The sequence below is a fragment of the Rhodoligotrophos sp. CJ14 genome (genome assembly GCF_038811545.1).
Classification (GTDB): Bacteria; Pseudomonadota; Alphaproteobacteria; order Rhizobiales; family Im1; genus Rhodoligotrophos; species Rhodoligotrophos ferricapiens.
Map to the genome: position 1 here is coordinate 3,148,143 of NZ_CP133319.1, position 14,384 is coordinate 3,162,526.

The following is a 14,384-nucleotide window of genomic DNA, read 5'->3' on the forward strand; positions in this document are numbered from 1 at the left end:
TCCAATGACATCGGGCGCGGCACGTTCGGCTCCTCTCGAAACCGGTCAAGAGACTGCGTCCGATTTCCTCGCGCGTATTGCAGCCGACAATTCCGCGATCGACGCCCGGCACGTTGCGGTGATCGCTGCGCATCCTGATGATGAGACCATAGGGTGCGGTGCCCTCTTGGGCCGGCTGCGGGGGGTGACCGTCATCGTGGCGACCGACGGGGCGCCACGCAAGGAGTCCGGAGCACGGGCCCATGGCTTCGCCTCGGCGGAGGCCTATGCCGCCGCTCGCGCCGAGGAGCTTGCACAGGCGCTGGCCGTGGCTGGGGTCGACAGTGCCGCGGTGGTCAGGCTCGGCATTCCCGATCAGCAGGCAGCCCTATCCCTGGTACCGCTGTCACGGCAGCTCGCAGACATCCTTGCCGAACGCGGCATATCGCTCGCCATTACCCATTGCTATGAAGGCGGCCATCCCGATCACGATGCCACGGCCTTTGCCGCTCATGCGGCCGTAGCCCTGATGCGCCGGCGCGGAATGCCTTTGCACCTGATCGAGGTGCCGCTCTATCACCTCGGCGATGACGGCATGCTCGTCCAGCGTTTTCCGGATGGTCGCGAGGGGCTGACCATCGCGCTCGATGATGACGCTCGCGCCGTGAAATCACGTATGGTTGCAGCACACCGCACCCAGGCGAGAATGCTTGCGGAGTTTCCCTGCGAGGAGGAGCGGTTCCGCGCGTCTGACATTTATGATTTTCGGGCGCTGCCGAACAACGGTCGCCTGCTCTATGAGGGCCGTGACTGGGGCCTCAACGGTGCGCGCTGGCTCGAGCTGACCCATAAGGCCATGGCCGAGCTCGGCCTGAGGGAGCTCGCCCCATGACCCTCACTGTGCTCAGCGTCGCATATCCGTTTGCGCGGGTAAGCCGGGATGCAGTCGGCGGAACTGAACAGGTGATGAGCCATATCGATGCCGCGTTAAGCCAGGCCGGCTGGCAATCGATCGTGGTCGCCTGCGAGGGATCACGTGTCTCCGGTCGGCTCGTTCCCGTTCCGGAGGTCTCGGACCCGGCGGATGACCAGGCGAGGGCGCAGGCGCATGTGCAGCACCGCGCGGCAATTTCCCGCGCGCTCGACCGCTGGCCGGTTGACCTCATCCATGTGCACGGGCTCGATTTTTACGAATATCTGCCCGAGGCTCCCATGCCGGTCCTCGTAACGCTGCATCTGCCGATCTCGTGGTATCCGTCCGAGGTACTGAGGCCGGATCGCCCCAATCTCTGGTTCAATTGCGTATCCCGCCGCCAGCACGAGGACGCACCGCGCCTTGCCGGCTTCCTGCCACCGATCGAGAATGGCGTGCCTATACCCGAAGCCGCCGATCCCGCCCCAAAGAGCGGCTTCTGCCTGGTTTTGTCCCGTATCTGCCCGGAAAAGGGCATTCATCTCGCCATTGACGCCGCCAAAAGCGCGGATATTTCGCTGCTGATCGCAGGCTACGTCTATGATTACCCCGATCACCGCCAATATTTCGAGGAGGAGATTGCCCCTCGCCTCGACCATAGGCGCCGCTTCATCGGCCCGGTCGGCTTCGAGCAGAAGCAGCGGCTGCTTGCATCCGCTCGCTGCGTGCTGATCCCCTCACTTGTGGCCGAGACGAGTTCGCTGGTGGCCCGTGAAGCGCTTGCGGCCGGAACCCCGGTGATCGCCATGGCAACCGGGGCCCTTGTTGAAACCATCGAGCATGGCGCGACCGGCTTTCTGGTGGAGGATGTGACCGAAATGGCGGAGGCGATCGCCGCCGCCGATGCGATCGATCCGCATCTCTGTCGGCAAATCGCGAAAACGCGATTCTCCGTCGACCAGATGACGGGTCGCTATCTTGATCTCTATCAGCAGCTTGCGGCAGGAGCGCGACGCAGAATAATGGGGGTGCGGCCATGAACCTTCTGACGGTCGGCCATCGCAACCTTGATGATCTCACCTCGCTCGCGCAGGAATGGCAGGCGCTTTGGCAGCGGGTGCCAGGTGCCATGCCCTTTCAGCATCCTGCCTGGCTGATTGCCTGGTGGGAGGTGTTTGCCCCGGGTGATCTCTTCGTGATTTCTGCCTGGCGCGAGGGCCGGCTTGTCGGCATGGCGCCCCTCTATCGCGAGGTGGGCAAGCTTGGCGAGCGCATACTGCCTCTGGGCATCTCGGTCAGCGACTATCTCGATCTGCTGCTTCATCCCGATTACGCCGATGCGGCTGGTGAGGCGCTGATCGCCCATCTGCTGAGGGCCGATTTGCCCTGGAGCGAGTGGGAGCTGCCGGAACTTTCGGCTGAAGCCTCGGCTCTCCGCCTGACCTGTCCTCCTGCTTTGGCTGACGAGCAGGCGCCTCAAAGCATCTGCCCCATGCTGACCCTGCCGCGCACGATTGACGGCCTTAGCGAAGTGATCCCCAGCCGCAAGAGGCGCAAGCTGCGCATGGCCAGAAACCGGGCCGGCCGCCGAAGCAGCTTCGCGATCGAGCGGGTCACGACAGGCGATGTGGATGAGGCCTTCACCGCACTGTTCAAGTTTCATCGTGCGCGCTGGCACCATGACGGGGAAACGGGCGTGCTGGCCGATCCGCGTGCGAGAGCGTTCCATCGGACCACAATGGCTCGGCTCAACGACGCAGGCATTGCCCGGATCTATCGTTTGACCCTCGAAGGCCAGACGGCCGGCATCTATTACGGCTTCCTCAGCGGCACTGAGGCCTATGCCTATCTCGGTGGGTTCAACTGCGATTGTTCGTTCGAAAGCCCTGGCACCCTTTTGATCGGCCATGCGATCGAGGAAGCAGTGCGCGAGGGAGCCCAGCACTTCCATTTCTTGAGGGGGGATGAGGCTTACAAGTTCGAATGGGGCGCAACCGAGCAATGGACGGTTCGACGCGTGCTCCGGCGGGTTGCTGCTGATGCCCTCGCCTGAGCCTCAATCTCTCAGCCCGCAGTTCCAGAAGGCGCTTGCAGAATGCGCCGAAGGCATAATCGGGCCAAACCTGTTGCTCATGCAGCTTTTCCTATGGGCCAACTCGCCCAATGAGGCCAGAGCCGTCTTGAACGACGCCTTGTCCGATGCACAGTGGTCGGCGGCAGGGCGGTCGAATCTTGCCGCCGCATTCGCCTTGTGGGATGATACGCCCGCTGCCTTTCAGACGGTCAAGGCGGTCCAGGCCGCGGGACAGGCTGGCAATGGCTGGGCCAGCGCCTTCGATGAGGCCGCTGCCATATCGCCCGAGGCGAGCGTTGCGCTCTACTCCCTCGGTCGCGCCGACATTTTGGCGGAAGCGACCGACGAGGTCGTTCGCGTGCTGAGAGATTGGGGTCTTCTCGGCCGTGATCGACACGTGCTCGAGATTGGCTGTGGCATCGGCCGCTTTCTGCGCCCGCTCGCTGCCGAGGTGGCCAGCATCACAGGTCTAGACATCTCGCCGCGTATGGTGGCGGAGGCACGCCGGCGCTGTGCGGACCTCGATGAAGTTGCCGTCATCGAGGGGTATGGAACGGGCCTTCCGATGCTCGCCGACCAGCAGTTCGATCTCGTCCTGGGAATCGATAGCTTCCCCTATATCGTGACGGCCAAATCGGATCTGCCAGCGTGCTACATGGCCGATGTGGCGCGCGTTCTGAATCCGGGCGGCTCGTTTGTCATCTTCAACTATTCCTATCGCGGTGATGACGCCCATGATCTTGCAGAGCTCGAAAGCCTTGCTCGCGCGAATAATCTCGCAATGATCCGCGCTGGCGAGCGCCCTTTTCGGTTGTGGGATGGCATTGCTTACTGGCTTCAGCGGCCAGCTTGCGAGGAACGTTCCGCGACGGGCGAACGTTGATCTCCCGGTCAGCCGAATGGAGGGCCCATGCCCCGCGCCATCATCCTCGTCCTCGACTCTGTAGGCATCGGATCAGCCCCCGATGCGGCCGCCTATGGCGACGCTGGCTCCAACACGATCGGCCATATTGCCGAGGGCTGCGCCAATGGAGCGGGCAATCTCGCGGGCGAGCGGGAAGGGCCGATCGCGCTGCCAAATCTGGACGCCTTGGGGCTGGGTCACGCCTGTGCCACTGCGACGGGAGTCTGCCCGCCGGGCCTTTCGATCAGCCGCAAACCACGCGCCCGTTATGGTGTTGGCATTGAACGATCGAAAGGCAAGGACACGCCGTCCGGCCATTGGGAAATTGCGGGCGTGCCGGTTCCCTTCGACTGGGGCTATTTCCCGCGCACATCGCCCTGCTTTCCCCCAGAGCTGGTCGCGGAACTCTGCAAGCGCGCCGAGCTGCCCGGCATTCTCGGTGATTGCCATGCCTCGGGCACCGCGATCATCGCCGAGCTTGGCGAAGAGCATATGCGGACGGGAAAGCCGATCTGCTACACCTCCGCTGATAGCGTGTTCCAGATCGCGGCCCATGAAGTAGGCTTTGGGCTCGAACGGCTGTATCGGGTTTGCGAGGTCGCTCAGCCCCTTACTGAGGCGCTTGGCATTGGCCGAGTGATCGCGCGGCCGTTCATCGGCTCATCGCGGCATAATTTCGAACGGACGGCCAATCGGCGGGACTATGCGGTAAAGCCCCCTGTGCCGACCCTGCTCGACATCGCGACTGGTGAGCAGCGCGAGGTGATCTCGGTCGGCAAGATCGGCGATATCTTTGCCCATTCCGGCACCGGCCGCATCTTGAAGGCCAGCGGCAATACCGCCCTCTTTGATCGCACTCTCGAAGGGCTCGATACGCTTGCCGATGGCGGATTGCTGTTCACGAACTTCGTGGATTTCGACACGGTCTATGGCCATCGCCGCGACCTGCCGGGCTATGCGGCAGCACTCGAGGCTTTCGATCGGCGGCTGCCGGAGCTGATCGGCCGTCTCAAGACCGGCGATCTCCTGATCATTACCGCTGATCATGGTTGCGATCCCACTTGGCGCGGCACCGACCATACACGCGAAGTCACGCCCATCCTGCTCTATAGCCACGATATTGCGGGCGGCAATCTGGGCCGGCGCGATACCTTCGCTGATATTGCGGCAGCCATTTCTCATCACCTCGATCTGCCTAAGCCGAATGCAGGCAAGCCGGCAGGCATGCTCGCACCGGACCATCTGCAATGAGCAGCCTTGACGAGCTGCCGGTAGCGATCAGCACGCCGCCCATGGAAGCGGCCTCTGTTGATGCCTTGCCGGACGAGCCGGGCTGGCAGTTCGAGCCCAAATGGGATGGCTTTCGTTGCCTTGCCTTTCGCTCCGGCGGTGAGGTTGATCTTCGTGCGAAATCGGGCAAGCCGCTCGGACGCTTCTTCCCGGAAGTAGTGGGCATGCTGAAAGAGCTCCCGGTTCGGCAGTTCGTCCTCGATGGTGAGCTTGCGATCCCTCTGGGCGATAGCCTCTCCTTCGATGCCTTGCAGATGCGGCTGCACCCGGCTGAAAGCCGCATCCGTAAGCTCTCTGTCGAGACGCCTGCGATTTATATTCTGTTCGACATCCTGATGGGAGGCGCCGGGCATACCGCCATGGAGGAACCGCTGGAAGCCCGCCGCGTGGTGCTTGAGGATTTCTTCCGGTCTGTCGGCGGCCAGTTGGGCTTGAGACTGTCCCCGTTCACCCGCGATGTACGTGTTGCACAGGGGTGGCTGGACCATGCAGGTGGCGCGCTCGACGGCGTCGTGGCAAAGCGCCTCGATGCACCCTACGAGGCGGGCGAGCGCACTATGCTCAAGGTCAAGCGCCTGCGCAGCGCCGATTGCGTGGTGGGCGGCTTCCGCTATGGACAGAACAGCAAGGTGGTCGGCTCACTGTTGCTCGGCCTTTACGATAGTTCAGGCAAGCTCAATCACGTCGGCTTCACCTCGACCATCCCCGCCGCCGAACGGCCGGCCCTGACCAAGCGCTTGGAGGCGCTGATCGCGCCACCCGGCTTTACCGGCGATGCACCAGGCGGCCCAAGCCGTTGGAGCACGGAGCGTTCGACCGAATGGCAGCCGCTCAAGCCTGAGCTGGTGGTCGAGGTGCGCTACGACCACGTCACCGGCAATCGGTTCAGGCATGGCACGAAGCTATTGCGCTGGCGGGCCGACAAGGCGCCACGCCAGTGCACGTTCGACCAGCTGCAAGCCGAAGCCAGGCCCGCAGCCCTGGTCGGCAAGATGCTGGGGGCTTGCAATGGCAGCAAGTGAGGCAATCGCAATCGACGGCGTCAGGCTCACCAGCCCCGACAAGGTGCTTTACCCCGAGCAGGGCATCACCAAGCGGGCACTGGCCGACTATTATCTGGAAGTTGCCGATGTCATGCTTCCCCATGTGGTGAAGCGGCCCATCAGCCTCGTGCGCTGCCCAACTGGCCGCCAGAAGAAGTGCTTTTTCCAGCGGCATGCGGGCTCAGGCGTGCCGGCCGAGCTCCGCGAGGTCGCGGTGGCCGGACACGAGGATGCTGGCGCCTATCTCTACATCAATGACGCGCGCGGGCTGATCGCTCTGGTGCAGATGGGCGTGCTTGAGATTCACCCCTGGGGCTCGCGCATCGACCGCCCCGATCGCCCCGACCGGGTGATCTTCGATCTCGACCCGGGGGAGGGACTAGGATTTGCCGATGTGGTCAAGGCTGCCCACGAGGTGCGGGCTGAACTCGAGCGCCTTGGCCTTATGGCTTTGGTGAAGACGACCGGCGGCAAGGGCCTGCACGTGGTCGTGCCCATCGAACGCCGCCACGAATGGGCCGAGGTGAAGGCTTTCGCCCGCAGCTTGGCGGAGTCCATGTCCAAGGCAGCACCGGAACGTTACCTGCCGCGCATCTCCAAGGCCGAACGCAAGGGCCGCATCTTCATCGATTATCTGCGCAATGATCCCACTTCGACGGCGGTTGCCGCCTATTCCACGAGATCACGGCTCAACGCGCCGGTCTCAACGCCGGTGACATGGGATGAGGTCATACCCGACCTCGATCCCGGCCGCTTCACAGTCGCGACCATTCCGGAGCGGCTGCAGCGCCTCGGCGCCGATCCCTGGGCGGACATCGGGGCCATCCGCCAGCGCCTGCCCGCGATCAACTAACGCGGCTGCTCCGCGATCTTGGCCACGGATCGGCCGCGCTCATACCAGCCTTTCGAGCGGTTTACGATCCAGACGACCGACAGCATGACTGGCACTTCGATGAGTGCGCCCACGACCGTTGCCAGTGCGGCGCCCGAATGGAATCCGAACAGGCTGATCGCTGCGGCAACCGCCAGCTCGAAGAAGTTGGAGGCGCCGATGAGAGCAGAGGGCCCGGCCACGCAGTGCTGCTCGCCGGAGATCCTGTTCAAGAGATAGGCGAGGCCTGAATTGAGATAGACCTGGATCAGGATCGGCACGGCCAAGAGCGCAATGACCATTGGCTGGGCTGTGATCTGCTCGCCTTGAAAACCGAACAACAGCACGAGCGTCGCAAGCAGCGCCGTCACCGATAATGGTTGCAGCCTCTGAAGCAGGTTTTGCAACGCCGCAGCCCCGCTGGTTGCCAGCCAATGGCGGCGGATGAGCTGCGCGATGATCACTGGCACGACGATATAGAGCGCGACGGAGAGCACCAGTGTCTCCCAAGGCACGGTGATCGCGGACAGTCCGAGCAGCACCCCCACGATCGGTGCGAAGGCGAACACCATGATCGCATCATTGAGCGCAACCTGGCTGAGCGTGAAATGCGGCTCGCCCCGGGTCAGGTTAGACCACACGAACACCATGGCCGTACAAGGAGCGGCAGCCAAGATAATGAGGCCCGCGATATAGCTGTCGATCTGATCGGCAGGCAGGTACGGCCGGAACAGATAGCCCACGAAGAACCAGCCGAGCGCTGCCATGGAAAAGGGCTTTATCGCCCAATTCACCAGCAGGGTCACGCCGATCCCACGCCAGTGCCGGCGCACCTGCCCGAGCGCGGCGAAATCGACCTTGACCAGCATCGGAATGATCATCAGCCAGACAAGGACAGCGACCGGAAGATTGACCCGCGCGACTTCCATGGCTCCCAGGCCGTGAAAGAGGCCGGGCACCATATGGCCCAGCCCGACCCCCGCGATGATGGACAGCGCGACCCAGAGGCTCAGCCAGCGTTCGAAGAAGGACATGGGGCGCTTAGCTGCCGGACGCCCGACGGCCGGCCGCATCCACCACCAGCGCGCCATCCTCTTTGCGGAATTCCCCCTGCTGCGGCGCTGGCAGGATATCGAGCACCACTTCGGATGGACGGCATAGCTTCACGCCCATCGGCGTGACCACGATGGGCCGGTTGATCAGGATGGGATGCGTCATCATCGCATCTAGCAATTGCTCGTCGGCGAGTGCCGGATTGTCGAGCCCGAGCTCTCCATAGGGCGTGCCCTTCTCCCTCAGCAGCGCGCGAACAGGAATGCCCATTCTCTCGATCAATTGCGTAAGCAGGGTGCGGCTTGGTGGCATCTTCAGATAATCGATGACATGCGGCTCGATCCCGGCATTGCGGATAAGCCCGAGGGTGTTGCGTGAGGTGCCGCATGCTGGGTTGTGATAGATGATGACATCCATGTCCTACGCCGTTGATGGAGGATTCGAGGAGGCGCCGCACGAGGCAAGCTCAACGATGAGCGGCTCGCAGATCTCCGGCCTGCCTCCGCAGCAATCCTTGACGAGATAGCTGCTGAGATCGCGGATGCTGTCGAGCCTGGCGCGGTAGATCACCGAGCGGCTCTGTCGTCGCGCTTCGATAAGACCGGCCCGCACCAATATGGCCAGATGCGCCGACATGGTGTTGTGCGGCACCGATACGCAGCGCGCGATCTCCCCGGCCGGTAAGCCCGCGGGCTCGTGTCGAACGAGCAGCCGAACGACCTCGAGCCGGGTGGATTGGGCGAGTGCGGCGAAGCTCGATATGGCCGAGTTCATATCCATATTTCTAGACTTATGGACATAATCGCAGTAAGTCAAGCAGGGAGTGATCCGCTCAAGCTGTGCGCTCGGTGTAGAAGAGACCCACCAAGAAATCAGCGAGCAATCCCACGCTCCCCAGCAGCACCACCGAGCCCGCGAGGCCAATCACGACCAGCACCCCATCGCGCGCCAGCAAACCGAAGGAGATCGCAGCCAGGCAAATCGCCGGCGGGAGATTGCCGAAGGGAATGGGGAGGGTGATCACGATGGCGAGGATCAGGCACACGAGGCCGAGCAGCCGTTCCATGCTCGTCCATCGCTGCCAGCGCGGTCGCGAGATACGCTCGATCTTTTGCAGGATGGGAATTGCCTTTGACAGGGCAAGCCGCATCATTCCTCCGGGCAATTTCCGACGTAACAGGCTGCCCGGCAATTCGCGGCGAGATCCGAAAATCAGCAAATGCGCTGAGAGGATGATGAGGGGGATGCCCAATATGGCCGATACTCCAGCGATCGGCAGGGGCAGCGCTTCCGGCAGAGCGAAGAGGAACAGCCCCAGTCCATGGGCACGCGTTCCCACGGGTTTCAGCATGTCGGCGACCGTGATCTCTTCGGTCTCGGTGCGGTCGAGAAGACCTCGCAGCAGATCCGAGGTCCTGATGGTACCGGCTTCCATTCTCCCTCCGTCGCAATTCGTTCTCGATTCTGCGATAGCTTGCTAAGAAATCACTATCGGGAGGTTGTCCATAGGTGTGTTATCAGCTTCACATCAGGGGCATTTGGCATGCCGAGATGGGCGCGGGCGCCGCTGACCTGCGGCGGGAGCATTGGATAATGCGACTCTTCACCGGATGGTGCCGGTCTTGAAGCCGGGGTCTTCTTACACAATTGCATCGCAGGCGGGATCAGATTGGTGGGGCAGGTCGTTAAATCTGAACAATGCACGTTGGGAAGATTGCAACCCGCCTGTGAGATGCTCGCTACAACCGTCTGCGCAACGGCCGTGCATGGCTGCTGTGCGATCCTAACCGCTTCAAAATAGTGGCCTCATATGGCTTCATCAGACGATCCAGTCACCGGCGGTTTGCTTCGCGCTGAGCCTGCCATCAAAAAGCGCCAACATAGCCTGTCCGAGATCCTCACCGAGCTCGCAAATGATCACTCGCGTGAGCGCATTTCCGTCGGTGATCTGCTCACCATGATGCGAGACCGGGCGCTCGCGGCCTTGCTCTTCATCTTTGCTCTGCCGAATGTCTTGCCGACGCCTCCCGGCACCTCTGCCATTCTCGGCTTGCCGCTCGTGTTTCTGGCGGCACAGCTTGCCCTCGGTCAGCGGCCCTGGCTGCCAAAGATCATCGCGGCGCGGTCAATGGCACGGGGCGATTTTGCGGCCTTGATCAGTCGGGCAACGCCTTGGTTGGCCCGGGCTGAGCGGCTGCTACGGCCGAGATTGGGGATGTTTGCTCGCCGGCCGGCTGAATATGTGATCGGCGGGGTCTGCTTCCTGCTCGCCTTGATCCTCTTCTTGCCGATCCCCCTCGGCAATATGCTGCCGGCCTTTGCCATCTGCCTGTTGTCTCTTGGCATCCTCGAACGGGACGGACTTTGGACCCTGATCGGGCTCGGAACGGCCGCAGGTGCGGTAACCCTCGTTTCGGGCGTCGCCTATGCTCTGCTCAAGAGCGCATTGTTCCTGATCGCGAATGTCTTCAACTGAGGCCGCATCACAGATGTGTCGGCCGCCGCCGGCCCGGGCGCATCCTGCAATGCGCCCGGCTTGAGACTGGAAAACTGGTATTTACTGGCTGGACGACGGGGTCGGAGCCGGCGCCGGTGCTGGTACTTCCGCAACGGTCATAGGCGCGGACGTGGACTGAACGCTCTTGTAGTTCGAGCAGGCCTGTGCACCGACCGTGAAACCCACGGTGGATGCGGCAAATGCCAGGGCAAGAATGGTCGCTTTCATTGCATCGCTCCATATTGTCTGGACAAGTCTAGACTACCATGGGCGCAGATGCGGGACAAAAGGACTGGGCTTCACGCTTGCGCGAGCACGAAGATGCCCGTCAGGCCCGGGGATGGGCGGTCTCGTATTGTTTCAGCAGCTGCGCCCGATCGACCTCCGTGTAGATCTGCGTGGTCGAAAGGCTCGCATGGCCCAGCAGCTCCTGGATGGAGCGCAGATCCGCCCCCGCGCTCAACAGGTGCGTGGCAAAGGAATGGCGCAGGGCGTGTGGTGTTGCGGTCTCTGGAAGCGCCAGAGCGCTGCGCAAGTGTTCGATCAGGCGCTGTACGATCCGTGGGTTGAGGCGTGCGCCCTTCACCCCCACGAAAAGCGGGCCATCCGGTGCCGCGGCATAGGGGCACAGCGCGAGATAGGTGGCAATCGCCTCCTGCACGACCGGCAACACCGGAACGATGCGCGTCTTGTTGCCCTTGCCGGTGATGCTGAGCACGTCTTGCCCTCGCTTGGGGGCTTCTCGCCTTGCGAGCCCCAGCGCCTCCGAAATGCGCAAGCCGCAGCCATAGAGCAATGTGAGAATCGCTACGTCCCGCGCTTTCACCCAAGGCAGCCGCGACTCATCGTCCCGATCCGCCTCGCCTGAGACCAGACGCCTGGCCGATTCGACCGGCAGCGGCTTTGGCACGGAATGCGGAATCTTGGGCGAGCGGATCGCTGCCACCGCTGGATTGTGCAACACTCCCTTGCGCTCCATGAACCGATAGAGGCCGCGGATCGCCGAGAGCTGGCGAGCAAGGCTCCGGCTCTCCACCCCATCCCGGCGCCGTGCCGCAAGGAAGGCCCGGAAATCCGCGGCCCGTAAGCTGCCCAGATCCCCCAATGTCGCCGGACCGCCGAGATGATGGGCGAGGAAGCTCATGAACTGCTTGATATCTCGGCGATACGCCTCGACCGTCTTGATCGCGGCACGCTTCTCGGCCTGCACATAATCCAGCCATTCTGCTATTTCCCGTCCCGCATCTGGTGCGGCGAGGATGCTGGCTGGCGCGAGCATATCGAAAGCCCCATCTATCTCGTATCATCGAGACATCCAGACCTACCGCCATTGCCTTAACGCTCTCTTGCACTCACTTTGGCCAGCATGCACGCCAGTCCATTCCAGCGATTCGCCCAGAGCGGCACCGTGCCTGCTCAACAGGTGGTCGACGTGCTGCTGCCGCTGGCGCTTCCCGGACCTTACTCCTACCTGGTGCCCAAGGGCTTGGATGTCGCGCCGGGGGACTATGTGCGTGTCCCCCTGGGCCCCCGGGATACGATCGGTGTGGTCTGGTCGGTGGGACGGCCGCCGCGGCCGGAAGGCGAGGGGCCTAAGCTTCGCCCGGTCCGGGAGAAATATGACGCGCCCCGATTGAAGGAGGTGCAGCGGCGCTTCATCGAATGGGTTGCGTCCTACAATCTCGTACCGCCGGGGCTCGTTCTGCGCATGTGTCTGCGGGTCCCGGCCGCGCTCGGCGATCCACGCATGCGGATGGGCTATCGCTATACCGGGGCCGAGCCCGAACGCATGACGCCGCAGCGTGCGCGTGTCCTCGATATCGCTGCCGATGGCCTCGTCTGGCGGGCAAGCGAGCTGGCGGAGGCTGCCGGGGTAACATCGGCCGTGATCAAGGGCCTGGTGGATGCAGGCGCGCTGGTCCAGGAACACTTCCCCGCCGACCGTCCCTTTCAGCAACCGCGGATTCAGCCGCATATCGGCTTGTCGCGCGAACAGGCTGCGGCGGCGCAAGCCCTACGGGCGGCAGTGGCAGAGCGCACCTTTTCCGTCACACTTCTCGACGGCGTCACCGGGTCGGGCAAGACCGAGGTCTATTGCGAGGCCATCGCGGCGGCTCTGGCTGCCGATCGCCAGGTGCTCGTGCTCTTGCCGGAAATCGCGCTCACGGCTGGCTTCATCCGCCGGCTCGAGGAACGCTTCGGCACACCGCCCGCAGAATGGCACTCGGCCCTCAAATCCACGGAACGCGAGCGTGTGTGGCGCGGTGTTGCCGATGGCAGTGCCAAGATCATCCTCGGCGCACGCTCAGCGCTATTCCTGCCCTTTGACCGGCTCGGCCTCATCGTTGTGGATGAGGAGCATGAAGCGGCCTTCAAGCAGGAGGAGGGAGTGACCTACCATGCCCGCGACATGGCGGTCGCCTATGGCTCCCTCGGCCGCTTCCCCGTGATTCTTTCATCTGCGACACCTTCGCTCGAAAGCCTCGTCAATGTGGATCGCGGTCGCTATCGCCACGCGACATTGAGCGCACGTCATGGCGCTGCTCGCCTGCCGACCATTGATCTGATCGACATGCGGACAACGCCCCTGGAACGCGGCCGCTGGATGTCGGAGCCGCTTGTCGCCGAAGTGGTTAAAGCGCTGAACGAGGGCGAGCAGGCCCTTCTGTTCCTCAACCGCCGAGGCTATGCACCGCTCACCCTGTGCCGCGCCTGTGGCCATCGTCTGCAATGCCCGAATTGCGAGGCCTGGCTGGTCGAGCACCGCTTCCGCCGTCAGCTCATCTGCCACCATTGCGGCTTTGCCGCCCCGGTGCCCCATGTCTGTCCATCCTGCAATGCGGAAAATACGCTCGTGCCCTGTGGCCCAGGCATCGAGCGCCTCGCGGAAGAGGTGGCCGACCGGTTTCCCGATGCACGCACGGCCATTCTCTCCAGCGATCTCCTGCGCGGAGCAGGGCTTCGCCAGGTGTTTCGAGACATCGCCGACCGCAGATATGATATTGTCATCGGCACGCAGCTGGTGGCGAAAGGCCATCACTTTCCCGGCCTCACCTTGGTTGGCGTCATCGATGCCGACCTCGTGCTCGGGGGAGCCGACCCTAGAGCCGCCGAGCGCACCTATCAGCTGCTCTCGCAGGTTGCTGGGCGGGCGGGCCGTGAAAGCCTGCCGGGGCGCGCCTTCATCCAAACCTATATGCCCGATCATCCGCTGATGTGCGCCCTGGCGTCCGGTGACCGCGCCTCTTTCCTCGAACAGGAGAAGAAGCAGCGCGAGCAGGCCGGCATGCCGCCCTATGGGCGATTGGCGGCCCTCATCATTTCAGGCCGCGACCAGCTCGAGACCGAGCGTTTCGCCCGCGAGCTCAGCTTGCACATCCCCGAGGCAAAAGGCGGCCGGGTCTTTGGTCCCTCGCCTGCGCCAATCGCTTTGGTGCGCGGCCGCTACCGCTATCGTTTCCTCGTCCAGGCCGAGCGCGACTTCAACATCCAGGGCTTTATTGCCGCATGGCTGAGCGGCATTCAGGCCCGTGGATCCCTCAGGATTGATATCGATATCGACCCATATAGCTTCCTGTAAGGGGATATCTCGATCGCGGATCAGGAGCTTTTCCCCTGCCAAGCCATATTTTTGCGACAATCAGGCGCCTCGCCCGCGTTGCCAGCGCGAACTTCCTGTGTTAGATGGAGCCCGTTTAGGGGGAACGTTCAGCTACTCGCCTGTTCCTCACTGAATTCAGCAAGTCAGATCAATCCGTTG

At 63.0% G+C, this 14,384-nt stretch carries 15 protein-coding genes; 9 read left to right on the top strand and 6 right to left on the bottom strand.

Annotation, left to right across the window (positions count from 1 at the left end):
- The first annotated feature begins 4 nt into the window (after positions 1-4).
- Genes RCF49_RS14635 through ligD form a run of 7 tightly spaced genes read left to right on the top strand, consistent with a single transcriptional unit; the run spans position 5 to position 7,056 of the window.
- Positions 5-871, top strand: coding sequence for a PIG-L deacetylase family protein (locus tag RCF49_RS14635; RefSeq protein ID WP_342640541.1), 867 nt, complete (start codon positions 5-7; stop codon positions 869-871).
- On the top strand, positions 868-1,932 hold the full coding sequence (locus tag RCF49_RS14640; RefSeq protein ID WP_342640542.1) for a glycosyltransferase: 1,065 nt from the start codon (positions 868-870) through the stop codon (positions 1,930-1,932). The genes RCF49_RS14635 and RCF49_RS14640 overlap by 4 nt, the downstream gene beginning before the upstream one ends.
- Positions 1,929-2,945: a GNAT family N-acetyltransferase gene (locus RCF49_RS14645; protein ID WP_342640543.1), complete on the top strand. Its 1,017-nt coding sequence runs from the start codon at positions 1,929-1,931 to the stop codon at positions 2,943-2,945. The genes RCF49_RS14640 and RCF49_RS14645 overlap by 4 nt, the downstream gene beginning before the upstream one ends.
- On the top strand, positions 2,932-3,849 hold the full coding sequence (locus RCF49_RS14650; RefSeq protein WP_342640544.1) for a class I SAM-dependent DNA methyltransferase: 918 nt from the start codon (positions 2,932-2,934) through the stop codon (positions 3,847-3,849). Before RCF49_RS14645 ends, RCF49_RS14650 begins: the two co-directional genes overlap by 14 nt.
- A gap of 27 nt (positions 3,850-3,876) precedes the next feature.
- Positions 3,877-5,121, top strand: a complete 1,245-nt coding sequence (locus tag RCF49_RS14655; RefSeq protein WP_342640545.1) for a phosphopentomutase — start codon at positions 3,877-3,879, stop codon at positions 5,119-5,121.
- Positions 5,118-6,182, top strand: coding sequence for an ATP-dependent DNA ligase (locus RCF49_RS14660; protein WP_342640546.1), 1,065 nt, complete (start codon positions 5,118-5,120; stop codon positions 6,180-6,182). The genes RCF49_RS14655 and RCF49_RS14660 overlap by 4 nt, the downstream gene beginning before the upstream one ends.
- A complete protein-coding gene (gene ligD / locus RCF49_RS14665; RefSeq protein ID WP_342640547.1) occupies positions 6,169-7,056 on the top strand; it encodes a non-homologous end-joining DNA ligase in 888 nt (295 codons plus the stop codon). The genes RCF49_RS14660 and ligD overlap by 14 nt, the downstream gene beginning before the upstream one ends.
- On the opposite strand, the gene arsB is transcribed toward ligD, so the two are convergent.
- The 4 genes from arsB to RCF49_RS14685 are packed head-to-tail and all read right to left on the bottom strand — an operon-like array spanning position 7,053 to position 9,562.
- The gene (gene arsB, locus RCF49_RS14670) at positions 7,053-8,108 is read right to left on the bottom strand and encodes an ACR3 family arsenite efflux transporter (protein WP_342640548.1); all 1,056 of its coding nucleotides are present in this window, start codon (positions 8,106-8,108) and stop codon (positions 7,053-7,055) included. The two genes, ligD and arsB, sit on opposite strands and share 4 nt — an antisense overlap.
- 7 nt (positions 8,109-8,115) lie before the next feature.
- Entirely contained in the window at positions 8,116-8,544 is a 429-nt protein-coding gene (arsC, locus tag RCF49_RS14675) for an arsenate reductase (glutaredoxin) (protein WP_342640549.1), read from the bottom strand.
- A gap of 3 nt (positions 8,545-8,547) precedes the next feature.
- Positions 8,548-8,907: an ArsR/SmtB family transcription factor gene (locus RCF49_RS14680; protein WP_342640550.1), complete on the bottom strand. Its 360-nt coding sequence runs from the start codon at positions 8,905-8,907 to the stop codon at positions 8,548-8,550.
- Positions 8,908-8,959: 52 nt separating this feature from the next.
- Positions 8,960-9,562 carry an exopolysaccharide biosynthesis protein gene (locus RCF49_RS14685; protein WP_342640551.1) on the bottom strand — a complete coding sequence of 201 codons (603 nt, stop codon included), beginning with the start codon at positions 9,560-9,562 and terminating at the stop codon, positions 8,960-8,962.
- 375 nt (positions 9,563-9,937) lie between these two features.
- Here RCF49_RS14685 and RCF49_RS14690 point away from each other — a divergent pair, with 375 nt between their 5' ends.
- Positions 9,938-10,603 carry an exopolysaccharide biosynthesis protein gene (locus RCF49_RS14690; protein ID WP_342640552.1) on the top strand — a complete coding sequence of 222 codons (666 nt, stop codon included), beginning with the start codon at positions 9,938-9,940 and terminating at the stop codon, positions 10,601-10,603.
- A gap of 81 nt (positions 10,604-10,684) precedes the next feature.
- Here the strand turns inward: RCF49_RS14690 and RCF49_RS14695 are convergent, their stop codons facing one another.
- Complete coding sequence (locus RCF49_RS14695) at positions 10,685-10,852, bottom strand: hypothetical protein (RefSeq protein ID WP_342640553.1); 168 nt, start codon at positions 10,850-10,852, stop codon at positions 10,685-10,687.
- 100 nt (positions 10,853-10,952) lie between these two features.
- Positions 10,953-11,903, bottom strand: coding sequence for a tyrosine recombinase XerC (locus tag RCF49_RS14700; protein ID WP_342640554.1), 951 nt, complete (start codon positions 11,901-11,903; stop codon positions 10,953-10,955).
- A gap of 129 nt (positions 11,904-12,032) precedes the next feature.
- Between RCF49_RS14700 and RCF49_RS14705 the strand changes: the two genes are divergently transcribed.
- Positions 12,033-14,204 carry a primosomal protein N' gene (locus RCF49_RS14705; protein WP_342640555.1) on the top strand — a complete coding sequence of 724 codons (2,172 nt, stop codon included), beginning with the start codon at positions 12,033-12,035 and terminating at the stop codon, positions 14,202-14,204.
- Positions 14,205-14,384: the final 180 nt, after the last annotated feature.